The organism is Burkholderia sp. AU27893 (assembly GCF_002223205.1).
Taxonomy (GTDB): Bacteria; Pseudomonadota; Gammaproteobacteria; order Burkholderiales; family Burkholderiaceae; genus Burkholderia.
This window is the reverse complement of record NZ_NKFD01000004.1, coordinates 329,381-350,856: the sequence shown is the minus strand read 5'-3', so window position 1 is coordinate 350,856 and position 21,476 is coordinate 329,381. Positions and strand designations below refer to the sequence as shown.

21 protein-coding genes and 1 pseudogene are annotated in these 21,476 nt (G+C 67.1%); 10 read left to right on the top strand and 12 right to left on the bottom strand.

The features are described 5' to 3' along the window. Positions 1-65: 65 nt before the first annotated feature. Complete coding sequence (locus CFB47_RS21465) at positions 66-1,007, bottom strand: AraC family transcriptional regulator (RefSeq protein ID WP_089462198.1); 942 nt, start codon at positions 1,005-1,007, stop codon at positions 66-68. A 217-nt stretch (positions 1,008-1,224) separates the two neighbouring features. On the opposite strand from CFB47_RS21465, the gene CFB47_RS21460 reads away from it, so the two are divergent. From CFB47_RS21460 to CFB47_RS21445, 4 genes are read left to right on the top strand one after another with little or no spacing between them, the layout of a single operon-like run. After that, positions 1,225-2,877 carry a (2,3-dihydroxybenzoyl)adenylate synthase gene (locus CFB47_RS21460; protein WP_089462197.1) on the top strand — a complete coding sequence of 551 codons (1,653 nt, stop codon included), beginning with the start codon at positions 1,225-1,227 and terminating at the stop codon, positions 2,875-2,877. Then, positions 2,874-3,647 carry a thioesterase II family protein gene (locus CFB47_RS21455; protein WP_089462196.1) on the top strand — a complete coding sequence of 258 codons (774 nt, stop codon included), beginning with the start codon at positions 2,874-2,876 and terminating at the stop codon, positions 3,645-3,647. The genes CFB47_RS21460 and CFB47_RS21455 overlap by 4 nt, the downstream gene beginning before the upstream one ends. Further along, positions 3,644-3,949, top strand: coding sequence for an isochorismate lyase (locus CFB47_RS21450; RefSeq protein WP_089462195.1), 306 nt, complete (start codon positions 3,644-3,646; stop codon positions 3,947-3,949). Before CFB47_RS21455 ends, CFB47_RS21450 begins: the two co-directional genes overlap by 4 nt. After that, positions 3,946-5,385 carry an isochorismate synthase gene (locus CFB47_RS21445; RefSeq protein WP_089462194.1) on the top strand — a complete coding sequence of 480 codons (1,440 nt, stop codon included), beginning with the start codon at positions 3,946-3,948 and terminating at the stop codon, positions 5,383-5,385. The genes CFB47_RS21450 and CFB47_RS21445 overlap by 4 nt, the downstream gene beginning before the upstream one ends. Before the next feature lie 25 nt (positions 5,386-5,410). Here CFB47_RS21445 and CFB47_RS21440 read toward each other — a convergent pair whose 3' ends face one another. Beyond that, on the bottom strand, positions 5,411-6,295 hold the full coding sequence (locus CFB47_RS21440; RefSeq protein WP_089462193.1) for a LysR family transcriptional regulator: 885 nt from the start codon (positions 6,293-6,295) through the stop codon (positions 5,411-5,413). 77 nt (positions 6,296-6,372) lie between these two features. Between CFB47_RS21440 and CFB47_RS21435 the strand changes: the two genes are divergently transcribed. Further along, positions 6,373-7,674 carry an aspartate aminotransferase family protein gene (locus tag CFB47_RS21435; RefSeq protein WP_089462192.1) on the top strand — a complete coding sequence of 434 codons (1,302 nt, stop codon included), beginning with the start codon at positions 6,373-6,375 and terminating at the stop codon, positions 7,672-7,674. A 35-nt stretch (positions 7,675-7,709) separates the two neighbouring features. Here the strand turns inward: CFB47_RS21435 and CFB47_RS21430 are convergent, their stop codons facing one another. Then, a complete protein-coding gene (locus tag CFB47_RS21430; protein WP_089462191.1) occupies positions 7,710-8,792 on the bottom strand; it encodes a LuxR C-terminal-related transcriptional regulator in 1,083 nt (360 codons plus the stop codon). 487 nt (positions 8,793-9,279) lie between these two features. On the opposite strand from CFB47_RS21430, the gene CFB47_RS21425 reads away from it, so the two are divergent. Then, entirely contained in the window at positions 9,280-9,552 is a 273-nt protein-coding gene (locus CFB47_RS21425) for a hypothetical protein (protein WP_089462190.1), read from the top strand. Positions 9,553-9,843: 291 nt separating this feature from the next. Here the strand turns inward: CFB47_RS21425 and CFB47_RS21420 are convergent, their stop codons facing one another. Then, entirely contained in the window at positions 9,844-10,593 is a 750-nt protein-coding gene (locus CFB47_RS21420; RefSeq protein WP_089462189.1) for an SDR family oxidoreductase, read from the bottom strand. Between the two features lie 45 nt (positions 10,594-10,638). Here CFB47_RS21420 and CFB47_RS21415 point away from each other — a divergent pair, with 45 nt between their 5' ends. The 3 genes from CFB47_RS21415 (at position 10,639) to CFB47_RS21405 (ending at position 12,999) form a co-directional block, all read left to right on the top strand. Next, on the top strand, positions 10,639-11,616 hold the full coding sequence (locus tag CFB47_RS21415) for an AraC family transcriptional regulator (RefSeq protein ID WP_089462188.1): 978 nt from the start codon (positions 10,639-10,641) through the stop codon (positions 11,614-11,616). A gap of 73 nt (positions 11,617-11,689) precedes the next feature. Next, entirely contained in the window at positions 11,690-12,547 is an 858-nt protein-coding gene (locus CFB47_RS21410) for an AraC family transcriptional regulator (RefSeq protein WP_089441849.1), read from the top strand. 44 nt (positions 12,548-12,591) lie between these two features. Then, positions 12,592-12,999, top strand: a complete 408-nt coding sequence (locus tag CFB47_RS21405; protein ID WP_089458703.1) for a DUF2000 domain-containing protein — start codon at positions 12,592-12,594, stop codon at positions 12,997-12,999. A gap of 30 nt (positions 13,000-13,029) precedes the next feature. On the opposite strand, the gene CFB47_RS21400 is transcribed toward CFB47_RS21405, so the two are convergent. The 3 genes and pseudogenes from CFB47_RS21400 to CFB47_RS41235 all read right to left on the bottom strand — a co-directional run. Continuing rightward, positions 13,030-13,380, bottom strand: coding sequence for a VOC family protein (locus CFB47_RS21400; RefSeq protein WP_089458704.1), 351 nt, complete (start codon positions 13,378-13,380; stop codon positions 13,030-13,032). Between the two features lie 66 nt (positions 13,381-13,446). Beyond that, positions 13,447-14,370 (bottom strand): DMT family transporter, encoded by a 924-nt coding sequence (locus tag CFB47_RS21395; RefSeq protein WP_089462187.1) that lies wholly within the window; start codon positions 14,368-14,370, stop codon positions 13,447-13,449. 13 nt (positions 14,371-14,383) lie between these two features. Continuing rightward, a pseudogene (locus CFB47_RS41235) lies at positions 14,384-14,500 on the bottom strand (2OG-Fe(II) oxygenase); the annotation flags it as partial. Between the two features lie 393 nt (positions 14,501-14,893). On the opposite strand from CFB47_RS41235, the gene CFB47_RS21385 reads away from it, so the two are divergent. After that, positions 14,894-15,745 (top strand): LysR substrate-binding domain-containing protein, encoded by an 852-nt coding sequence (locus tag CFB47_RS21385; protein WP_089433083.1) that lies wholly within the window; start codon positions 14,894-14,896, stop codon positions 15,743-15,745. A gap of 82 nt (positions 15,746-15,827) precedes the next feature. On the opposite strand, the gene CFB47_RS21380 is transcribed toward CFB47_RS21385, so the two are convergent. The 5 genes from CFB47_RS21380 to CFB47_RS21360 form a co-directional block, all read right to left on the bottom strand. Beyond that, positions 15,828-16,529 (bottom strand): ABC transporter ATP-binding protein, encoded by a 702-nt coding sequence (locus tag CFB47_RS21380; protein WP_039366289.1) that lies wholly within the window; start codon positions 16,527-16,529, stop codon positions 15,828-15,830. Further along, positions 16,529-17,302 (bottom strand): high-affinity branched-chain amino acid ABC transporter ATP-binding protein LivG, encoded by a 774-nt coding sequence (gene livG, locus CFB47_RS21375; protein ID WP_069252315.1) that lies wholly within the window; start codon positions 17,300-17,302, stop codon positions 16,529-16,531. Before livG ends, CFB47_RS21380 begins: the two co-directional genes overlap by 1 nt. Next, positions 17,299-18,570 (bottom strand): high-affinity branched-chain amino acid ABC transporter permease LivM, encoded by a 1,272-nt coding sequence (locus CFB47_RS21370; RefSeq protein ID WP_089462185.1) that lies wholly within the window; start codon positions 18,568-18,570, stop codon positions 17,299-17,301. The genes livG and CFB47_RS21370 overlap by 4 nt, the downstream gene beginning before the upstream one ends. An 11-nt stretch (positions 18,571-18,581) precedes the next feature. Continuing rightward, positions 18,582-19,508, bottom strand: coding sequence for a high-affinity branched-chain amino acid ABC transporter permease LivH (gene livH / locus CFB47_RS21365; RefSeq protein WP_041493199.1), 927 nt, complete (start codon positions 19,506-19,508; stop codon positions 18,582-18,584). Between the two features lie 182 nt (positions 19,509-19,690). Beyond that, positions 19,691-20,806, bottom strand: coding sequence for a branched-chain amino acid ABC transporter substrate-binding protein (locus CFB47_RS21360; RefSeq protein ID WP_089426904.1), 1,116 nt, complete (start codon positions 20,804-20,806; stop codon positions 19,691-19,693). Between the last annotated feature and the right edge of the window lie 670 nt (positions 20,807-21,476).

The following is a 21,476-nucleotide window of genomic DNA, read 5'->3' as shown; positions in this document are numbered from 1 at the left end:
ATGAGAATCTATCTCATTCACTCCCATAAGCCTTGTCGATTGCTTTAGGCTGCCGGTCAGTTGTTTTAGATTGCCGCGCGCTCCGTCTCGACGTCGTCGATCGCGTTCGACGACGCACGAATATCGCTCGGCGAAATGCCGTAGCGCTTGCGGAATGCGATCGAGAAATGGGCCGGGCTATAGCCGACGCGGTACGCCACGGTCGACACGTTCGCGTCCTCCGCGCACAGCATCGCGTGCGCGGTCCGCAGCCGGTATTCCTGCAGGTACGCATACACGCTCGTGCCGAACACCTTGCGGAAACCGGCCGTCAGCTTGCGTGAATTCATCCCCACCCTACCGGCGAGCGCGTCGAGCGTGGGCGGCTGCTGGAGCTCGCGCGCCAGGATGTCGCTCGCCGCATACACGCGCTCGACGTCCGACGACGTGACGCGCACGTCGGCCGGCGCGAACTGCCGCTGCGTCGCCAGCAATTGCGCGCTCAACGCGGTCAGCTCGAAAGCCTTGGCCTTCAGGTAGTACTCGCGCACCGCGCCCTCGAACGGGCAGGTCGCGATCTGCACCGCGAGCGCCTGCAGTGCCTTCGACGCCGGGCAACTGACGATACGCGGATCGCCGCCCGTCGGCGCGAGCATTTTCTCCGGCAACAGGCTCAGGTTGCGGTCGAGCGCGTCGAGACCGAGCTGCACGATCGTGTAGCGCAGCGGCGTGTCGCGGTCATAGATCTGGTGCGTCGTGAATTCGCCGTCGTTGGCGATCACGCACAGGCCCGGCCCCTTGATGCACTGCTCGGGCTGGCCCGGCACACGACAGCGCAGCTGCCCGCTCTGCACGAGGACGAGCTTCAGCCCTTTTTCGAGCGGCTCCTCGTACCAGTCGCGGCTATCCGAGCACAGCGTGCCGCTCATGAGTTTCATGCCCGCGTCGATGTGCACCACGCCCGGATGATTGCCGGGCACGAGCACCGGCGGGTGACGTCGTGACGAAGCGAAGGAGGTCGAGCTCATCGGAGGTCCGTTGGTTAGGCGGCACGCGCGGCCCGGCGCGCGCCGGCGGCAACCGGCCGATTGTCCGGCCGGGCCGGGCGGGCGCCGCGCGACAGGCGCCCGATCGAATGAAATTGCCGCGATATCGAAAGAAACGGCGCTATCGCAGCACTTGTTACAAATGATAATACCTCTCATTTACATTTTCTGACAACTTGCCGGAACCCAAGGTCAGCGCATGCAATCCTCCCTTCCCTCCGTGGCGCCGGCCTTCCCGGCCGACGCGCCCGACTGGCCCGACGACTTCGCGCGCCGCTACAGCGACGCCGGCTATTGGCAAGACACCACTTTCTTCGATGCGCTCGACGCACAAGTGCAGCGCGATCCCGATGCGCTCGCCGTCGTCGACGGCGCCTGCCGGCTCAGCTATCGCGACCTGCTCGCGCGCATCCGCCGGTTGGCGGGCGGCTTCGCGCGTCTCGGCCTGACGCGCGGCGACGCGGTCGTCGTCCACCTGCCGAACGGCGCACGCTTCATCGAGACGTGCTTCGCGCTGTTCCAGCTCGGCGTGCGGCCGGTGCTCGCCCTCCCCGCTCACCGGCACTACGAGATCGGCGCGTTCTGCCGCTTCGCCGACGCGCGTGCGTATCTGGGCGCGGCGCAACTCGGCGAATTCGACTGCCGCCCGCTCGCGGCCGCGTTGCAGGCCGACTGCCCGACGCTCGAGCACGTCGTGATGGCCGGCGACGATCACGCGTTCACGCCGTTCGACGCGCTGTACGACGCGCCGCCGCTGCGCGAATGCGCGGCACGCGCCGACGACATCGCGTGCTTCCAGCTGTCGGGCGGCACGACCGGCACGCCGAAGCTGATCCCGCGCCGTCACCGCGAATACCTGTACAACGTGCGCGCGTGCAGCGCCGCGAGCGGCTTCGACACCGACACCGTGTATCTCGCCGCGCTGCCGATGGCGCACAACTTCACGCTGTGCTGCCCCGGCACGATCGGCGCGCTGCTCGCGGGCGGCCGCGTCATCACGACCGGGCGGCCCGAGCCCGAACAGAGCTTCGCGCTGATCGCGCGGGAGCGCGTCACGCATACCGCGCTTGTGCCGCCGCTCGCGCTGCTGTGGCTCGACGAACAGCCGCAACGGCGGGCCGACCTGTCGAGCCTGCGCGTGCTGCAGGTCGGCGGCGCACGACTGATGGACCACGCGGCCGCGCGCGTGACGACCGTGCTCGGCTGCACGCTGCAGCAGGTGTTCGGGATGGCCGAAGGGCTCATCTGCTGCACGCGGCTCGACGATTCGCCCGAACGGATCGCGCACACGCAGGGCCGCCCCGTGTCGGACGGCGACGAAGTGCGCATCGTCGACGATGCCGGCGAACCCGTCGCGCCCGGTGAAATCGGCGAACTGCAGGTGCGCGGCCCGTACACGATCCGCGGCTACTACCGGCTCGCCGAGCACAACGCGACCGCGTTCACCGCCGACGGCTTCTATCGCAGCGGCGACCGCGTACGGCGCACCGCGGACGGCGACCTCGTCGTCGAAGGCCGCGACAAGGACCAGATCAATCGCGGCGGCGAGAAGGTCTCCGCCGAGGAAGTGGAGAACCTGTTGCTCGCCCACCCGCAGGTGCACGACGCGGCGGTGGTCGCGATGCCCGACCCGCTGCTCGGCGAGCGCACGTGCGCGTTCGTCGTCGCCCGTGCGCCCGCACCGTCCAGGCTGGTGCTGAAACGCTACCTGCGCGACTGCGGGCTCGCGGCGTTCAAGATTCCCGATCGCATCGAGTTCATGCCGCGCTTCCCGGAAACCGGCATCGGCAAGACCAGCAAGAAATCGCTGCGCGACTTGCTGCGCCGCCAGTTGCAGGCGGCGGCCGCATGAGCGCGCGGCCGACCGATTCGAACTGGATCCGCGAACTGCGCCTGTCGCCGTGCCCGCGCGCGCAACTCGTCTGCTTCCCGCACGCCGGCGGCACCGCGAATTTCTTTCGTGGCTGGAGCCGCGCGCTGCCGTGGGACGTCGACCTGCTCGCGCTGCAGTATCCGGGCCGCGAGGAACGCTTCGGCGAGCCGTGCCTGACGTCGATCGACGCACTCGCCGGCCCCGCCGCCGACGCGCTGCAACGCTATGCCCACGCGCCGCTCGTGCTGTTCGGGCACAGCCTCGGCGCGGCGCTCGCGTACGAGGTGGCGGCGCGACTCGAAGCGCGCGGCGCGGCGCCGCTTTACCTGGCCGTCTCCGCGCTGCCGCCGCCGCATCGCCAGCGCCTGTCGGACCTGCACCTGCAATCCGACGATGCGCTGGTAGGCGATGTCGCGCGGCTGTCCGGCGAGCACGCCGCGCTGCTCGCCGATCCGGAAATGCGCGCGCTCTACCTGCCGATGATCCGCAGCGACTACCGCGCGATCGAGACGTACCGCCGCGACCGGCCGCCGCGGCTCACGACGCCGCTCGGCGTGATGCTGCCGCTTGCCGATTCCGAGCTCGACCACGACGAGGCGCATGCGTGGCAGGACGTCGCGTCGCGCCCGATCCGCATCGAGACGTTCAGCGGCGACCACTTCTACCTGCGCCACCAATACCCGGCGGTGATCGCGCATCTGGTCGAACGGATCGACCAATCCCTTCGTTACGGAAAGGAGTACACATGAAGACACCGGACGCCTGCACGGGGCTGCCCGACATTCGCGAAGCCATCGATCGCCTGGACGCCGACATCATCGACGCGCTCGGCCGGCGCATGCAGTACGTGAAGGCTGCATCGCGCTTCAAGCCCGACGAAGCGAGCATCGCCGCGCCGGAACGGGTGGCCGCGATGCTGCCCGACCGGCGCCGCTGGGCCGAACAGGCCGGCCTCGATGCCGACTACGTCGAGACGCTGTTCTCGGGCCTGATCGCGTGGTACATCGCGCAGCAGACGCAGTATTGGCGGCAACAGCGGGGGCTCGCATGAACGCCGGCCTCCCGCTGCTGCACGACACCTTCGCCCGCGCGGCCCGCCGCGCCGCCGACACCGGCACGCCGACACTCGCGTCGGTGTCGGTGCCGCTGCGCCCGCTCGACTTCTTCGACCTGATCGCCGCGTGGGACGACGGCGCCACGCCGTGGTGCTTTCACGAAGCCGGCGATGCGTCCGTCACGTTGTTCGGCTGGGACGGCGTGCTCGAACTGACCGCCACCGGCGACACGCGCTTCGCGCAGATCGATGCACGCTGGCGCACGCTCGTTCGCGATGCGGTGATGGCCGGCCCGCAACCGCCGCGCCTCGTCGGCGGCTTCCGGTTCGACTCGCATGGCCCACGCAGCACACACTGGGCGCCGTTTCCCGACGCGAGCATGACGGTGGCGAAGCTGCTGATCGTGCGCGAAGGCGATGCGCACTGGGCCGTCTGCCAGCACATCGTCGCCGCGCACGACGATCCGGCCGCGCTCGCGCATGCATGCCTCGCGCGCATCGAGTCGCTCGGCACGCTCGCCGCCGCCCATGACGACGATGCCCCGCATCTGCTGCACACGCAGGCACTGCAGGCGAGCGAATGGCAGCACGAAGTCCGGCGCGCGGTGGACGCGATCCACGGCGGTGCGTTCGGCAAGGTCGTGCTCGCGCGCGACGTGCTCGAACAGTACGCGCGGCCCGTTGCCATCGCGCCGCTGCTGCGCCGGCTGCGCAAGCGCGACGCGCATGCGCACCTGTTCGCGGTCCGCCGCGACGGGGCCTGCTTCGTCGGCGCCACGCCGGAACGGCTCGCGCGTGTCGCGGCCGGCGACGTGCGCACGCATGCGCTGGCCGGGACCATCCGGCGCGGCGCCACGCCCGACGACGATCGCGCGCTCGGCGCGGCCTTGATGGATTCCGCGAAGGAACGGCTCGAACACGCGCTCGTCGTCGACGCGATCCGCGCGGCGCTCGCGCCGCTGTCGCGCACGCTCGACGTGCCCGAGCAACCGTCGCTGCACCGGCTGCCGAGGCTGCAGCACCTGAGCACGCCGATCCGCGCGACGCTGAAGGCGGACGCGACGCTGCTGCAGGTCGTCGCGGCGCTGCATCCGACGCCGGCCGTGGCCGGCCATCCGCGTGCCGAAGCGCTCGACCACATCCGTGCGCATGAAGGCTTCGATCGCGGCTGGTATGCGGCGCCCGTCGGCTGGATCGACGCGCACGGCAACGGCGACTTCATCGTCGCGCTGCGCTCGGCGCTGGTCGACGGCGGCGCGTGCCGGTTGTTCGCGGGCTGCGGCATCGTCGCCGATTCCGAGCCGGCCAACGAATATCAGGAGACCGAACTCAAGTTGTCCGGCATGCAGGCGGCGATCCGCATGCGCGATGCGGCGGCCGATGCCGACGCACGCGGCCCGGCCACGATGTCGGCCTCGTCGACGGTCGAGTGATGCGTCGGCGCGGCGGCCGCGCGCGTCACAACAGCGGCAGCGTGAGCCGGATATGCTCGGCGAACGCCGCCGTCAAATGCGACGGCCGCTTGCGATCGAACTTCAGCGCAATGCCCACCGCCGGCAACGGCGGCAGGCGCGGATCGCCGGTGACGATCGCCAGATCTGCCGGCACCGCCGTCTGCGTCATCACCGCGAACGCCTGCCCGGAACGCACGAGCGCGATCAGCCCCGCGAGACTGCTGCTCGCATACGCGACGCGGTAATCGCGACCCGCACGATCCAGCACCTCGCAGGCCGCGAGGTGATCGAGCGTGTCGCGATCGGACAGCGCCAGCGGCAACGGATCGAAATGCGCGGGCTCCAATCCCGGATAGCCGATCCAGACCAGTTGCTCGCGGCGAATGACGTCGTCGTTCGCGCCGTCGTCCGGCAATGAAATCATCGCCAGGTCGACCGCGCGTTTGTCCAGTTGCTCGATGAGCCGCGGCGTCGGCCCGCACACGACCTCGACGATCGCCTGTGGATGCTGGCTCGAAAACTGCCGCAGCAGCGACGGCAGCCAGACTGCCGCGTAATCGTCCGGGCAGCCGAAGCGGATCGTCCCCGACAACCCCGTGCCGCACAGGTCGGCCATCGCCTCGTCGTGCAGTCGCAGGATGCGCTGCGCGTGGACGAGCAGCCGCTCGCCCGGATGGGTCAGCACCACGCCGCGCCCGGTGCGCTGGAACAGCGGCTGGTCGACGGCCTCCTCGAGCCGCTTCATCTGCTGGCTGAGCGCGGACTGGGTCCGGCCGACGCGCGCGGCCGCGCGGCTCAGCGCGCGCACCTCGGCAATCACGACGAACGAGCGCAGCAGGTCGATTTCGAGCGAAAGCCCCAAGGTATTAGCTCCTTTTCTACCTTGCATTAGAACTATTCGTTTCCATCAAACCAGACGCGCGCCTAGACTGCAAGCGCCCCCTGCCCCTTTCCTGGAGACACCCGATGTCCCTGAACGACGACCCGACCTTCTGGCGCAATGCCAGGCAGCACCTGGTCCGCTACGGCGGCACGTTCGAGCCGATGATCATCGAGCGCGCGCAAGGCAGCTTCGTGTACGACGCGGACGGTCGCGCGATCCTCGATTTCACGTCGGGCCAGATGAGCGCGGTGCTCGGCCACAGCCATCCGGAGATCGTGTCCGTGATCGGCGAATACGCCGGCAAACTCGACCACCTGTTCAGCGGAATGCTGTCGCGGCCCGTCGTCGACCTTGCGACGCGCCTCGCCGACGTCACGCCCGCCGGGCTCGATCGCGCGCTGTTGCTCAGCACCGGCGCGGAATCGAACGAAGCGGCGATCCGGATGGCGAAGCTCGTCACCGGCAAGTACGAGATCGTCGGCTTCGCGCAGTCGTGGCACGGGATGACCGGCGCGGCCGCGTCGGCCACGTACAGCGCCGGCCGCAAGGGCGTCGGCCCGGCCGCCGTCGGCTCGTTCGCGATTCCGGCGCCGTTCACGTACCGGCCGCGCTTCGAGCGCAATGGTGCCTATGACTTCCTCGCCGAACTCGACTACGCGTTCGACCTGATCGATCGCCAGTCGAGCGGCAACCTCGCGGCGTTCATCGCGGAGCCGATCCTCAGCTCGGGCGGGATCATCGAACTGCCGGAAGGCTATATGGCGGCGCTCAAGCGCAAGTGCGAGGAACGCGGGATGCTGCTGATCCTCGACGAGGCGCAAACGGGCGTCGGCCGCACCGGCACGATGTTCGCGTGCCAGCGCGACGGCGTGACGCCCGACATCCTGACGCTGTCGAAGACGCTCGGCGCCGGGCTGCCGCTCGCGGCGATGGTGACGTCCGCGGCAATCGAGGAACGCGCACACGAACTCGGCTACCTGTTCTACACGACGCACGTGTCGGACCCGCTGCCGGCGGCCGTCGGCCTGCGCGTGCTGGACGTCGTGCAGCGCGACGGGCTCGTCGAGCGGGCGAACGTGATGGGCGACCGGCTCCGGCGCGGCCTGCTCGACCTGATGGAACGCTTCGACTGCATCGGCGACGTGCGTGGGCGCGGTCTGCTGCTCGGCGTCGAAATCGTCGAGGATCGCCGCACGAAGGAACCGGCGGACGGGCTCGGCGCGAAGATCACGCGCGAATGCATGAAGCTCGGGCTCAGCATGAACATCGTGCAGTTGCCGGGCATGGGCGGCGTCTTCCGGATCGCGCCGCCGCTGACCGTCAGCGACGCGGAAATCGATCTCGGGGTGTCGTTGCTCGAGCAGGCGATCCGGCGCGCACTGTAACGGCACGCCAGGCACCACGCCGCACGCGTCGAAGCCTAGTCGAGCCGCCCGGCCCGGAACACGCTGCGCAATTCGTCATGATTGTGGACGTTGAGCCGGCGATAGATCTTGCGGACATGATCGACGACCGTGCTGTCGCGCAGCGCGAAGTCGCGCGCAATCTCGCTGTGCGAGCGGCCCAGCACGAGCGGCACGCAGAGTTCGCGTTGTCGCTCGGTGAGGCCGAATGCGAAACCGAGCCGTTCGACCATCAGCCTGAGCGGCGGAAAGTGTTCGATATGAATCACGATCGCGGCATCGCGCTGCAACGCGACCGCGTCGGTACATCGATAGGCCTTGAAGCGGAAACGCCCCGCAAGGCTGCGACGCTCGAGCGTCGCGGGTGGCGCCGGGTAGCCGAGCCAGATCCGGTCGAGGTTCGAGCGCAGCGGCGCGAGCCAGTCCGGCAGGCGTTCGTTGCGGTAGAACGCGACCGGCTCGCCGGTCGCGAGCGCCAGCATCCGGATGCTGTCGGCGTTGTGCAGCAGGAGCCGGCCATCGTCGTCGACCACCAGGGTCGCGGACTCGCTGCATTCCGATTCGTGCAGCGTTGGCTGCACGGGCCGCGACAGCGCATGGGCCAGATGCCGCGCCACGGGTTCGATGTCGCGATGGTTCTGTTCCGAGAACGGACGCGCGCCCGGTGCGCGCGACAGCAGCAAGCTGCCCCAGCCGCGCGTGCCGTCCGTCGCGGTCAGCTCGAGACAGTGGCGCATCGACACCGGCCGCCACAGATCCGCATACATGTCGCTCGCCAGCAATGCATCGTCGTAGTGCGCGCTGTTGTCGAAGCCGCGCCCGCGGCGCATCGCATCGGAAAACGTGATGCCCAGCACCTGCTGCCGGGACGTGTTGTGGATGTTCGCGAAATACGTCGGCAAGAGCGAATAGACGACCTCGTTTTCGCTGCACACGTCCGACACGGCGTAGTGTTCGTCGGCATAGAAGAACATGCCCCAGTCGGCGCCGACGATGTGCCGGGCCGCCTCAATCACATGAGGAATGACGAGATGCGGCTCGACGGCAAGCGAACAGAGCCGACGAATATGGCTGGCAAGCGCGACGTGTTTGTCAGACATGAATGCGCTCCTCGAACATGCACCGGATTCGTTCGCGGGTCGCGGCGAGACGCTCGACTGCACACGCTCCGCGATGTCTGTGCAGTGTAGGCATTCCACATGACAACGGCGGCAAATACCCCCTTTCAAGAGGGCGTTAAACCGGCATGCGGGTTCTATCATTCCGCCATTCCGGCTGCATTTGCGTGACGAACTCACTCCTGCGTTCGGCATGGGGGATTTGTCCGGCGCGATGCCACGACGACGGAATGACCCGATTCACGATGCGCGAGTCAAACGCGCACGGGACGACTCGACACGCGTGACAGAACCATCGCGTGAATCTGCGCATGCCGACGCGTCAGTCGCCGTAAAACCTTGATGAATTGCCGGGGGCGGGTCGAGTTGCGCGTACGGGCAGCCGCACGCATGCGCCACGTCGACATACACGGACGATGCAGCATCCGCGTCGGGGTTGTTGCATTGCTTGTTCATGTGAGGTGCCACGATGAAAAGCATGGTCAAGGCGGCGCTCGCCGCCATTTGTGTGTTGAGTGCGTCAGGTCTCGCCCGGGCGCAGGACGATGGCGCCGCGGCGGCGTCGAGCAAGCCGTCCGACTCGGCGATCAGTGCGACGTCGATGGGCAGCATGCCCACCGGCGGATCGCAGGCAGGCGGGCCGGCCGGGCTCAGCCGCGCACAAGTCAAGGAGGAATACCTGCGGATGCAGAAGTCGGGGGATCTTCAGCGTCTCAACGAACTGTACCAAGGCGGCCAGTAGCGGCAGAGGTCCGGCTCGGCGTGGCCGCGCGTGTATCGGGTGGGGGTAGCTGGCGCGACCCTGCAGGGCCGGCGGATAGACAGGCAGCGAGCAGAAGCGCGCCCGGCGTGCTTTCATGCCGAGCGCGACAGGCTGAACCGCACGGATCGCATCCGTCCGTGATGCATGCACGTACGTGCCTGCCGCCGCGCGAGCGGCCGGTTTCAAGCCGGAGGCATCCCGCCTCACGCGAGCGAACGAGCCTGCCTGATCCGTTCATTGGCAAGCCGGTTCCCCCCATGTCGGCAAGCGTCAGCCCGCTTCCGCCGCCCAAGCGATCGCATCGGCGCCGGCCGGAATACGCATCGGGCTCGACGGATCGGTCGCCGCACGCCACACCGCTTCGGCGACGTCCTGCGCGTGGGTGACCGGCGCGGATTCGTCGACGATGCGCGCAAAGACCGCCGCGGCAAATTCCGCATAAGCCTCGTGCTCGAAGCCGTGCATGTGCGCGCGCGCGTTGTCGGCAAAACGCGTGTCGGGCGCACGCCCGGGCAGCACGAGATGCGCACGCACGCCGAACGGCGCGAGTTCGAGCGCCATCGATTCGGTGTACGCATTGACCGCCGCCTTGCTGGCGCGATAGGCGGCAAGCAGCGGCAGTACCTTCAGCGTGACGCTCGACGTGACGTTCACGACGACGCCGGCCCCACGCCGGCGCAACTGCGGCAGCACGGCTTCCGTCACCGCGATCGTGCCGATCGTATTGGTTTCGAACAGCGCACGCACGGTGTCGATCGGCATCAGTTCGGCCGGTGCGGCCGCGCCGAAACCCGCATTGTTGACGAGCACGTCGATCGGGCCGGCGGCGTCGATCGCCGCGCGGATGCTGTCGGGATTCGTGACATCGAGCGCCAGCACCCGCAGGTTCGGCGACGGCGGCAGCACGCCCTCGCGCGGCGTACGCATCGTCGCGACGACCTGCCAGTCGCGAGCCAGGAAATAGCGGGCGATCTCGAGGCCGAAGCCGGAGGAACAGCCGGTGATCAATACGGTCTTCATGCGAACTCACTCCTGTGACGTGTTGAGCATGTGTTCGTACGATAGATGGCCGGACCCGTATTCGCTACAATCGAAAATCCGATTTTCATTTGCGAGAGTCCGGCGATGATCGATCCGTTAGCCGAGGTCGTGACGCTGCTGCAACCGAGCACGCGGTATTCCAAGCTCGTTCACGGCGCGAGCCCCTGGCGCATCAACCGCACGGTCGCCGGCGAGCCGTTCTATTGCGTGGTCCTGGATGGCGGGTGCCGGGTCGCGATCGACGGGCATCCGCCGATCGACCTGCTGCCCGGCGATTTCGTGTTGATTCCGGCTGCCCACGGCGTCGCGATATCCAGCTTCGAACTGCCGCCGCCCGGCGTCGAAACCGCCGCGCCGGTCGCGCTCGACAACGGCGAATACCGGATCGGCGACGCGGATCGCCCGGTCGACACGCGCATGATGGCCGGCCATTGCAGCTTCAGTTCGCCCGACGCTGCGCTGCTGGTGTCGCTGCTGCCGCAATACGTGCACGTGCGCGGCGAACCGCGCCTGACCACGCTCGTGCAACTCGTGCGGGACGAATCGCGTGCGCAGCGGCCGGCACGCGAACTCGTGCTGTCGCGCCTCGTGGAAGTGCTGCTGATCGAGGCATTGCGGTTCTCGGCCGGCACGGATGCGTCGCCCGGCCTCGTGCGCGGGCTGGCCGACAACCGGCTGGCCGCCGCGCTCCGCCGGATGCACGAACGCCCCGCGCATCCGTGGACGATCGTGGAGTTGGCGAAGGAAGCCGCACTGTCGCGCTCGACCTTCTTCGAACGCTTCAGCCGCGCCGTCGGGCTCGCGCCGATGGAATACCTGCTCACGTGGCGCATGGCGCTCGCGAAGGATCTGCTCCGCCGCAACGACGGCCGCATCGCCGAGATCGCGGGGCGCGTGGGTTACAGTTCCGCGAGCACCTTCAGCGTCGCGTTCACGCGCCACGTCGGCCGGCCGCCCGCGCAATACGCACGCGACGAGCAGGCGACGGCAAACGAAGCATGATGCGCACCCGCCCCCACTGCCCCGCGACCTGCGTACACTATTCGTCACGCAACGACGACGCGCAACGCATCCGATGACGACACCCGCGAAGCCCATCGACACAACCGGCCACTGGCTCGTCGCACGGCGCGATGCGGAAACCGGCATCGAAAGCCTGCATGCGCATTTCAACGGCCATGCCTACGACGCGCACGATCACGACGACATGCTGGTCGGCTTCACCGAGCAAGGCGTACAGCAATTCCAGTGCCACCGGTCGGTGCATACGAGCGTGCCGGGCCGCGCGATCCTGATCGAGCCGGGCGCGCTGCACGACGGCCATGCGCCCGAAGCCGGCGGCTTCACCTACGGGATGCTGTACCTGCCGCAAGCGTGGGTCGAGCGCGCCGCACGACGGCTGGACCTGCCGGGCCTCGGCGGCGTCGAGGCGTCGTTCGGCCATACGCTCGTCGACGATCGCGGCCTCGTCGACGCGATCCGCCAGGCGTTTCTCGCGATCCACGGCAACGAAGGCAAGCTCGCGCGCGACCAGACGCTCGACCGCCTGCTGATCCGGCTCGGCGGCGAACTGCGCGGGCCGCTCGTGCTGGAAAGCGCCGTCGTGCCGCCCGCGATCGCACGCGTGCGCGATCTGCTGCATGAACACATGGACGGCAACATCGGGCTCGACGAACTCGCGCAGGTCGCCGGGATCGACCGGTTCCGGCTGACGCGGCTGTTCCAGCGGGCGTTCGGCACGTCGCCGCACGCGTACCTGGTGCGCTTGCGGCTGCGTGCCGCGCGCCGGCTGCTGGCGGCCGGCCGCACGCCCGCGCAGGCGGCCGCGGACGTCGGCTTCGCCGACCAGAGCCACCTGGGGCGCTGGTTCCGCCGCGCGTACCGGATCACGCCGGCCGCTTACCGGCAACTCTGCACAAACGTTCCAGACTGATCGCGCGCGGCCGCCGATCATGAGCGTCTCTACAAGGAGCACTCATGTTCGATACCAAGGTAGCGCTGATCGTGCGCGACGATCTCGCGGCGTGGCAAAAACTCAATGTCGTTGCGTTTCTCGCGACGGGCGTCGCGGCCGAAGCCCCCGAAGCGCTCGGCGAGCCGTACGAGGATGCGGCGGGACGCCGCTACGGCCGCATGCTGGGCCAGCCGATGCTGGTGTTCTCGGCCGACCTGAACGGCCTGCAGGCTGCCCACCGGCAGGCGCTGTCGCGCGAGCTCACGATCGTGCCCTACGTGCAGGCGATGTTTTCGACCGGGCACGACGCGGCCAACCGCGAGGTGTTTCGTGCCGGCGATGCGGAGAATCTCGACTTCGTCGGGCTGGCGCTGCATGGGCCGAAGAAGGCGGTCGACAAGGCGGTGAAGGGGTTGGCTTTGCATGCGTGAATACCCGCCAAGCCGCCCCGGCGTGCAGCGTCAGCGATGCGCAAGTACGTTGACCAGCTTGCCGAACGGATCGCGCACATAGAACCGCCGCACGCCCCACGGCTCGTCAGCCGGGCCGTACTCGACCGGAATCCCGGCCGCAAGCACGCGTGCGAGTGCGTCATCGACGTCGTCGACCTCGATCGACAGATCGGGCGTCGGCGTGCCCGATCCGCCCTCCGATGCGAAGCTGATCTGCACGTCCATCTGCTCGGCATTGCCGTAGGTCGCGATCCAGCCGTGGTCCATCAGCAGGTCGAGGCCGAAGATCCGTTGATAGAAGCGCCTTGCATCGTCGACTGACCGGGTGTCGATATTGGCGACGATCCGTTTGACTTTCATCGGGTTCCTGCGCGGGTCGTGACAGTACCGCGACGCTACACCGGAACCGCGCGCGCAACCAGTGCATCAACGGCCGGCCGCCCCCATGTTCGCCCGCCGCGCCCGCGCGGGCCGTTCCACGTGCTTGCCGGCCAGCCACACGCCGATCGCGACGACCACGATGCCGAGATAGGTCGTCACCTCGATCCGGTCACCGAACATCCACGCGGCCCACATCAGCGTCACGGGCGGTTCGAGATAGACGAGGGTCGCCACGCGCGTCGCAGGCATCCGCTTGAGCAGCGCCCACAGCGACAGGTAGGCGATGAAGGTCGAGAACACGGTCAGCCACACGACGGACACCCACACGTTCGGCTGGGTCGGCACGTGCAGGTCACCGGTGACGATCCCGCATACCGCGAACAGCACGAGGCTCACGCCGCCCTGCACGAACAGCGGCAGGAACAGCCCGTCCTCGTTGCTGCGCGCGGCCGTCAGCGCGCGGCGCCGCTGATAGATCGTCGCGATCGACAGCGCCAGCGCGGACACCAGCGGCAGCAGGTACATCACGAGCCCGACCGACCCGGCCGGCAGCGCATACTGCCCGCCGATCACGATGCCCACGCCGACGAACCCGACGACGAGCCCCGCCCACTGACGCGCCACGCTGCGCTCGCTGCCTTCGAGCGACGTCATCGCGGCCGTGATGAGCGGCTGCATCGCGGCGACGATCGCGGCAATGCCGGGCGGTAGGCCATGCTGAATCGCGACATACACGCAGGCCAGGTAAAGAAATTGCGACAGGAAGCCGATCACCGCGTGATAGCGCAGCTTCTCCCACGTCAGGCGCCCGAGCTGCCGGTTGAGGACGATCGCGAGGCACAGCGTGACGAGCAGGAACCGCCAGAACAGCAGGTTGAACGCGCCGGCCGTCTCCGCGCCGAGCTTGGCGCCGATGAAGCCGGAACTCCACGACAACACGAAAACGAACTGGAGCAGGAATAGCTGCATGGAGCGACGGTTCTCAGAAGGTTGCCGGGGACAGGCGCAGGTCCGCCAGATCCCCGGGGCGAATCGGTTCGAGCCCGAGGCGGTGATACTGCAGTTCGGCGTCGTCCCGGAGCGCGCGCTGCAGCGCCAGCCGCTCGCTCAACTTGCCGATCGCTTCGCACAACGAACCGTTGCCGTCGCGGTCCGCGCACAGCGCGAGGCTCTGCACGCCCAGCTCGTTCAGGTTGCGCATCAGCGAAAACACCTCGCGCCCGGCTGCCTTTCTCCTCGCGTCATCGTCGCTGCGCTTGAGCGTCGAATACTTTTCGTGATTCTCGACCGTCCACACCGACTCGGCCTTCAACTTCCTGTCCCGCACCCATGCATCTACAACGAAATCATTGATCGACATGAATCGTTCCCCGGATACGTGCAACGCGCGACCGGCTGCCTGCCGTTGTCTGCCTGTTGACCGAGAATATGGGATGCTCAATAATTCCGTCAATCGACATTACCTGAATCACTGATTCGGAAAAACCAAATCATGCCGCGCACCCTGGACGTCGACCTGCTGCGAACCTTCCACGCCGTCGCGAAGCTCGGCCGCTTCAAGGATGCGGCCGCTCATGTGAATCGCAGCCCGTCGTCGGTCACCGCGCAGATCCAGAAGCTCGAGGAGATGGTCGCGCAGCGCCTGTTCACGCGGAACAACCAGGCCGTCGAACTCACGCAGTACGGCCACAAGCTGCTCAGCGACACCACCGAGTTTCTGCTGAGCCACGACCGGCTCGTCGAATCGCTGTCGCCGCAGATGCTGACCGGCAAGCTGCGGCTCGGCATTCCCGATTCGTACGCCGCGCATTTCATGGCGGAATTCCTGCCGCGCTTCGCCGCCGACCGGCCGCTGCTCGAACTGACGGTCGAAGCACGCTCCAGCGAAGAGCTGCAATCGCTGTTCGCACGCGGCCAGCTGGACATCACGATCGCCGTGGTGCCGAAAGCGACGCCGCACGGCGAGCTGCTCAGCAAGACCCATCCGGTGTGGGTCGCCGCGCGAACCTTCAAGTTCAATCCCGACGCGCCGCTGCCGATTGCCGTGCAACTGCAGGGCTGCCCGTACCGCGACACCGCGCTGAACGCGCTGAAGAAGGCGAAGATCCCGCACCGGATGCTGCTCGAGAGCGCCAGTTCGCCGGCGGTCGAGGCGTGTATCGCGAACGGCCTCGCGGTCGGCCTCATCGAACACGATCGCGTATCCGGCAACCTGACGAGCCACGTCGCCGGGATCGTGCTGCCCGACCTACCGCCGCACCTGATCACCATCCTGACGGACGACAGCAATCGCGCCGCGCTGCATCTGCGCGACGTGCTGAAAAGCACGTTCCGGATCGGATGAAGACAAGGCCGGGAACCGGCCTTGCATGAGAAAGCAAAACGGGAAGCGCCGCCGGCCCGTTGCAGGCCGGCGGCTTTCGGCATCAACCGCCGAGGTACGCCTGCTTGATGCGATCGTTCGCGAGCAGGTTCGCGCCCGTATCGGCGAGCACCACGCGCCCCGTTTCGAGCACGTAGCCGCGATCGGCCACGCCCAGCGCCTTGTTCGCGTTCTGCTCGACGAGGAACACCGTGACGCCTTCGTCGCGAATCGTGCGGATGATGTCGAATATCTGCGCGATCACGAGCGGCGCGAGACCGAGCGTCGGCTCATCGAGCAGCAGCAGACGCGGCTTGCTCATCAGCGCGCGGCCGATCGCCAGCATCTGCTGTTCGCCGCCCGACATCGTGCCGGCCCGCTGCGTCGCGCGTTCCTTCAAACGCGGAAACAGCTTGAACACATGCTCGATGCCGTCGTCGATCTCGTGACGGCTCGCGAAGAAGCCGCCCATCTTCAGGTTCTCGAGCACCGTCAGGCTCGGGAACACGCGCCGCCCTTCCGGCGAGATCGCCATCCCTTGCCGCATGATCTGGTGCGTCGACATCGCGGTGATGTCCTTGCCCTCGAACAGCACGCGGCCCGACGACGCGCGCGGCGTGCCGCACACGGTCATCATCAGCGTCGTCTTGCCGGCGCCGTTGCTGCCGATCAGCGTGACGATCTCGCCCTTGTTCACCTCGATCGACACGCCCGCGAGCGCCTCGACCGCGCCGTAGTGCGTATGGACCTGTTCCAGCTTCAGCATCACTCTTCCCCCAGATACGCCTTGATCACGCGCGGGTCGTTGCGGACCGCTTCCGGCGTGCCGATCACGATCGGCCGGCCGTGCTCCATCACGAGGATGCGGTCGGACACGCCCATCACGAGGCTCATGTCGTGTTCGATCAGCAGCACCGATACGCCGAACTCGCGGCGCAGCTTGTCGATCAGGTGCTGCAGCTCGATCTTCTCCTGCGGGTTGAGGCCGGCCGCCGGCTCGTCGAGCATCAGGAGGCGCGGCTCGGTGATCATGCAGCGCGCGATCTCCAGACGCCGCTGGTGCCCGTACGACAGCGTGCCCGCCGGCCGGTTGGCGACCGACGTCAGCCCCATCCGGTCGAGCCACACGGCCGCGCGTTCGAGCGCTTCCTTCTCGGCCCGGCGATACGCGGGCGTCGAGAACAGGCCGGGCAGCAGCCCCGCCTTCACCTTGCGGTGCTGCGCGACGAGCAGGTTCTCGACGACGGTCAGCGACTTGAACAGGCGGATGTTCTGGAATGTCCGCACGAGGCCCTTCAACGCGATCTTGTGGCTCGGCAGCCCGCCAATCGCGTGGCCGTCGAGCACGACGTCGCCGCCGGTCGGCTTGTAGAAGCCGCCGACGCAGTTGAACACCGTGGTCTTGCCCGCGCCGTTCGGCCCGATGATCGCGAACACCTCATCGCGTCGCACGTCGAAATCGATCCCGTCCACCGCGAGCAACCCGCCGAAGCGCATCTGCAGCCCGGCGACCTTCAACAGTTCCGTATTCGCGCTCATTGCGGCAGCTCCACGTGAGGACGGCTCGCGGGCAGCAGGCCCTGCGGACGCCACATCATCATCAACACCATCACGAGACCGAAGATCAGCATCCGGTACTCGGCGAAGCCGCGCGCGACTTCCGGCAGCACGGTCAGCAGGATCGCCGCGAGAATCACGCCGAGCTGCGAGCCCATCCCGCCGAGCACGACGATCGCGAGGATCAGCGCCGATTCGATGAAGGTGAACGATTCAGGATTCACGAGGCCCTGGCGCGCCGCGAAGAACGCGCCGCCGATACCGGCGAACGCCGCACCCAGCGTGAACGCCGACAGCTTGATGCGCGTCGGGTTCAGGCCCAGCGAACGGCACGCGATCTCGTCGTCGCGCAGCGCTTCCCACGCACGGCCCATCGGCATGCGGATCAGGCGGCTCGTCACGAACAGCGTGAAGCCCACCAGCACGAGCGCGAGCAGGTACAGGAAGATCACCACGTGGTCGCCGCTGTATTCCAGCCCGATCAGTTCGTGGAAGGTCTTCGCGCCTTCGACGCTCGCGCTGCGCGCCATCTCGTAGCCGAACACGGTCGGCTTCGGGATGCCCGAGATGCCGTCCGGGCCGCCCGTGAGGCTCGTCAGGTTGTTCGCGAGCAGGCGGATGATTTCGCCGAAGCCGAGCGTGACGATCGCGAGATAGTCGCCGCGCAGCCGCAGCACCGGGAAGCCGAGCAGGAAGCCGAACGTCGCGGCCGCGATCGCGGCGAGCGGCAGGCATTCCCAGAACGACAACCCGAAGTACTGGTTCAGCATCGCGTACGTATAGCCGCCGACCGCGTAGAACCCGACATAGCCGAGATCCAGCAGCCCCGCGAAGCCGACCACGATGTTCAGCCCGAGGCCGAGGATCACGTAGATCAGCGCGAGCGTCGCGACGTCCACCGCGCCGCGCGAGCCGAAGAACGGCCACACGAGCCCGACCGCGAGCAGCACCCAGACGATCACGCGCTGCTGCTGCGCGCCCATCGCGGGCAGCGCCGGCAGCTTCATCGACGATTTCGCGCGCACGAGCCACGGCTTGAACAGCTGGAACAGGAACACGCCCGCGACCGCGATCCACACCGGCCGCCAGTGCGGCGTGAGCACCACCTGGTAGCCTTCGAGCTTCAGTTGTAGCCCGAGCACCGGGATCGTGAGAATCGCCGTCAGGAACGCGGCGGCCACGGCATTTTTCAGCGCCTGGCCGATCGAAGCGTCGGCGGCCGGGCGGCGAACGGAAATGACTTGACTCATCTGCGTCTCCCTCAAACCTTTTCGATGTCCGACTTGCCGAGCAGGCCGGTCGGGCGGAAGAGCAGGATCAGCACGAGCAGGCCGAACGCAACGACGTCCTTGTACTCGGCCGGCATGTAGCCTGCGGCGAAGGTTTCAGCGAGGCCCAGCAGCACGCCGCCGAGCATCGCGCCCGGGATGCTGCCGATCCCGCCGAGCACCGCGGCGGTGAACGCCTTGATGCCCGCGACGAAGCCGATATACGGATTCAGCTTGCCGATCGTCAGTCCGATCAGCACGCCGCCGACGGCCGCCAGCATCGCGCCGAGCACGAACGTGAACGAGATCACGCGGTTCGTGTCGATGCCGAGCAGGTTCGCCATCTTCATGTCCTCGGCGCATGCGCGGCACGCACGGCCCATCCGCGAATGCGAGATGAACAACGTGAGCGCGATCATCAGCACGAGCGTCACGCAGACGATCATCAGTCGCGAATACGGGATGGTCACGTCGAAATCGCCGCCGAGATGGATGTCGAACGCGCCGGAGATCAGCACGGGCACGGACACGTCGCGCGCGCCCTGGCCGATTTGCACGTAGTTCTGCAGGAAGATCGACATGCCGATCGCGGAGATCAGCGGCACGAGGCGCGGGCCGCCGCGCAGCGGCCGATACGCGACGCGCTCGACCGCGAAACCGTACAGGCCGGTGACGATCACCGACACGATCAGCGCGGCGCCGAGCACGAGCGGCAGCGGATAGCCGGCGGAAATGCCGATAGCGGTGAGAGTCACGAGGCCCACGTACGCGCCGATCATGTAGATCTCGCCGTGGGCGAAGTTGATCATGCCGATGATGCCGTAGACCATCGAATAGCCGATGGCGATCAGCGCATAGATCGCACCCAGCGTCAGGCCGTTGACCAGCTGCTGGGCGAATTGAGGAAAGAAGTCAGTCATGTGCGGGAAGCTCCCGTTGGCGTCGTGTCGCCTGCCGTCGCCGGATCACGGCGTGGCCGCGCGCAACGCACGGTGTCGTCTCGGGCCGCCCCAGGGCCGCGCAATGGGCCGATGCGCGGCCAATACGCACCCGCCCCGTCCGGGTCTCGGACAGGGCGGCATGCGCGGGCGGGTACTCCGTCTTACTTGGCGGCGGTCTTCGTCGCGTCCTTGTGCCACGTGTACACGACGAACTTGAACGCCTTCAGGTCGCCCTGGGCGTCATACGCGACCTTGCCGATCGGCGTGTCGAACGTCGTCTTGTGCATGTACGCGGCGACCTTGGTCGGATCGGTCGTCTTCGCTCCGGCGATCGAGTCGGCGATGATCTTCACCGCGGCGTACGACGGCATCTGGAACGGACCGTTCGGGTCGCGCTTCTTGTCCGCGAACGCCTTCACGAGCGCCGCGTTGGCCGGATCGGCCGAGAAGTCGGCCGGCAGCGTGACGAGCATGCCTTCCGAAGCCGGGCCGGCGATCGCCGTCACGTCCTTGTTGCCCACGCCTTCAGGCCCCATGAACGTGGCCTTCACGCCCTGCTCGCGCGCCTGGCGCATCAGCAGGCCCATTTCGGGGTGGTAGCCGCCGAAGTAGACGAAGTCGACGCCTTGCGACTTCAGCTTCGTGATGATCGCCGAGTAATCCGAATCGCCGGCATTGATGCCTTCGAACAGGACGACCGGGATCTTCGCGGCTTCGAGGTCCTTCTTCACCGACGATGCGATGCCCTGGCCGTACGACTGCTTGTCGTGCAGGACCGCGACCTTCTTCGGCTTCACGTTGTTGATGATGTAGTGCGCGGCGGCCGGGCCTTGCTGGTCGTCACGGCCGATCGTGCGGAAGATGAAGTGGCGCTTCTTGCCTTCGGTCAGCTGCGGCGCGGTGGCCGACGGCGTGACCATCACGATGCCTTCGTTCTCGTAGATGTCGGAGGCCGGGATCGTCGAACCCGAGCACACGTGACCGATCACGTACTTGATCTTCTGGCTGACGATCTTGTTGGCGACGGCGACGGCCTGCTTCGGTTCGCATGCGTCGTCCATCATCACGACCTCAAGCTTGTTGCCGCCCGCACCGCCTGCAGCGTTGACCTGCTCGATCGCGGTCAGCGCGCCGGCCTTCACCATGTCGCCGTATTGGGCGACCGAACCGCTCATCGGACCAGCGATGGCGATCTTCACGGTTTCCGCTTGCGCGGCGGCGGCGCCGGCGGCGAACAGCACGGCGGCGGAAATGGACGTAAGACGGGACAGCGTCATCTGGGAGCTCCTCGATGTTGTTTAGTCATACGGGCAAAGGCGGCATGACTTGCGCAATCGAACAGCACCCGGGGCGAGGACATGGGACACGCCCGAGACACATAGAAGACGGAACTCCGGCGGAATGTTGCGTAGCGGGGCCCGGCTCTTGCAGTCCCCGATGGGGACGTCTGGTTCGGAAAGACATCGTGATGCGTCTTGCATTGCGCAAGCGTTTCGCCTGCCCCGCTTGCCAAATCGCTTGTTCGGAGGGATGGTCCGACAGCCATTGGCAAGGCAGTCGAAATTATATGGGCGTTTTTAAATCGTCTGTCAAAAATGCCGGTCGACCGAGGGAAAACACGGAGGTTTTTGGGGGAGGTGGTGGCGATGGGGGCGCAACCGGTTGTGGGGTGGGAACGTTTGCCTGGGGTGCAATTGGGTTGCTATTAGGTGGGTCGGATTAGGTCGCTGCCTTGCTGCGCTTGGCTTTTGGCGGTCTCGGATTTCGTGTGATGCGTTTTCGGGTTGATAAGGGCCAGTTCATCGTCAATCAATCGACTGATGATTGATTGGGTCGGCACCAACTTGGGGCGGTGGGTCGAGGCGGTCAATCCTACTGTTTACAAACAAAACTAAACACTTGGAAGCTCGTTGTTATTTTTATGAAATAATACGAATTCGCTTCTGC

Coding starts and splice junctions, on each gene's coding strand:
- CFB47_RS21450 (WP_089462195.1), top strand. CDS start 3,644: ATGAAGACACCGGACGCCTGCACGGGGCTGCCCGACATTCGCGAAGCC.
- CFB47_RS21385 (WP_089433083.1), top strand. CDS start 14,894: ATGCCGCGCACCCTGGACGTCGACCTGCTGCGAACCTTCCACGCCGTC.
- CFB47_RS21465 (WP_089462198.1), bottom strand. CDS start 1,007: ATGAGCTCGACCTCCTTCGCTTCGTCACGACGTCACCCGCCGGTGCTC.
- CFB47_RS21425 (WP_089462190.1), top strand. CDS start 9,280: ATGAAAAGCATGGTCAAGGCGGCGCTCGCCGCCATTTGTGTGTTGAGT.
- CFB47_RS21360 (WP_089426904.1), bottom strand. CDS start 20,806: ATGACGCTGTCCCGTCTTACGTCCATTTCCGCCGCCGTGCTGTTCGCC.
- CFB47_RS21460 (WP_089462197.1), top strand. CDS start 1,225: ATGCAATCCTCCCTTCCCTCCGTGGCGCCGGCCTTCCCGGCCGACGCG.
- CFB47_RS21455 (WP_089462196.1), top strand. CDS start 2,874: ATGAGCGCGCGGCCGACCGATTCGAACTGGATCCGCGAACTGCGCCTG.
- CFB47_RS21410 (WP_089441849.1), top strand. CDS start 11,690: ATGACGACACCCGCGAAGCCCATCGACACAACCGGCCACTGGCTCGTC.
- CFB47_RS21420 (WP_089462189.1), bottom strand. CDS start 10,593: ATGAAGACCGTATTGATCACCGGCTGTTCCTCCGGCTTCGGCCTCGAG.
- livG (WP_069252315.1), bottom strand. CDS start 17,302: ATGAGCGCGAATACGGAACTGTTGAAGGTCGCCGGGCTGCAGATGCGC.
- CFB47_RS21380 (WP_039366289.1), bottom strand. CDS start 16,529: ATGCTGAAGCTGGAACAGGTCCATACGCACTACGGCGCGGTCGAGGCG.
- CFB47_RS21395 (WP_089462187.1), bottom strand. CDS start 14,370: ATGCAGCTATTCCTGCTCCAGTTCGTTTTCGTGTTGTCGTGGAGTTCC.
- livH (WP_041493199.1), bottom strand. CDS start 19,508: ATGACTGACTTCTTTCCTCAATTCGCCCAGCAGCTGGTCAACGGCCTG.
- CFB47_RS21415 (WP_089462188.1), top strand. CDS start 10,639: ATGGCCGGACCCGTATTCGCTACAATCGAAAATCCGATTTTCATTTGC.
- CFB47_RS21405 (WP_089458703.1), top strand. CDS start 12,592: ATGTTCGATACCAAGGTAGCGCTGATCGTGCGCGACGATCTCGCGGCG.
- CFB47_RS21430 (WP_089462191.1), bottom strand. CDS start 8,792: ATGTCTGACAAACACGTCGCGCTTGCCAGCCATATTCGTCGGCTCTGT.
- CFB47_RS21440 (WP_089462193.1), bottom strand. CDS start 6,295: ATGCAAGGTAGAAAAGGAGCTAATACCTTGGGGCTTTCGCTCGAAATC.
- CFB47_RS21445 (WP_089462194.1), top strand. CDS start 3,946: ATGAACGCCGGCCTCCCGCTGCTGCACGACACCTTCGCCCGCGCGGCC.
- CFB47_RS21370 (WP_089462185.1), bottom strand. CDS start 18,570: ATGAGTCAAGTCATTTCCGTTCGCCGCCCGGCCGCCGACGCTTCGATC.
- CFB47_RS21400 (WP_089458704.1), bottom strand. CDS start 13,380: ATGAAAGTCAAACGGATCGTCGCCAATATCGACACCCGGTCAGTCGAC.
- CFB47_RS21435 (WP_089462192.1), top strand. CDS start 6,373: ATGTCCCTGAACGACGACCCGACCTTCTGGCGCAATGCCAGGCAGCAC.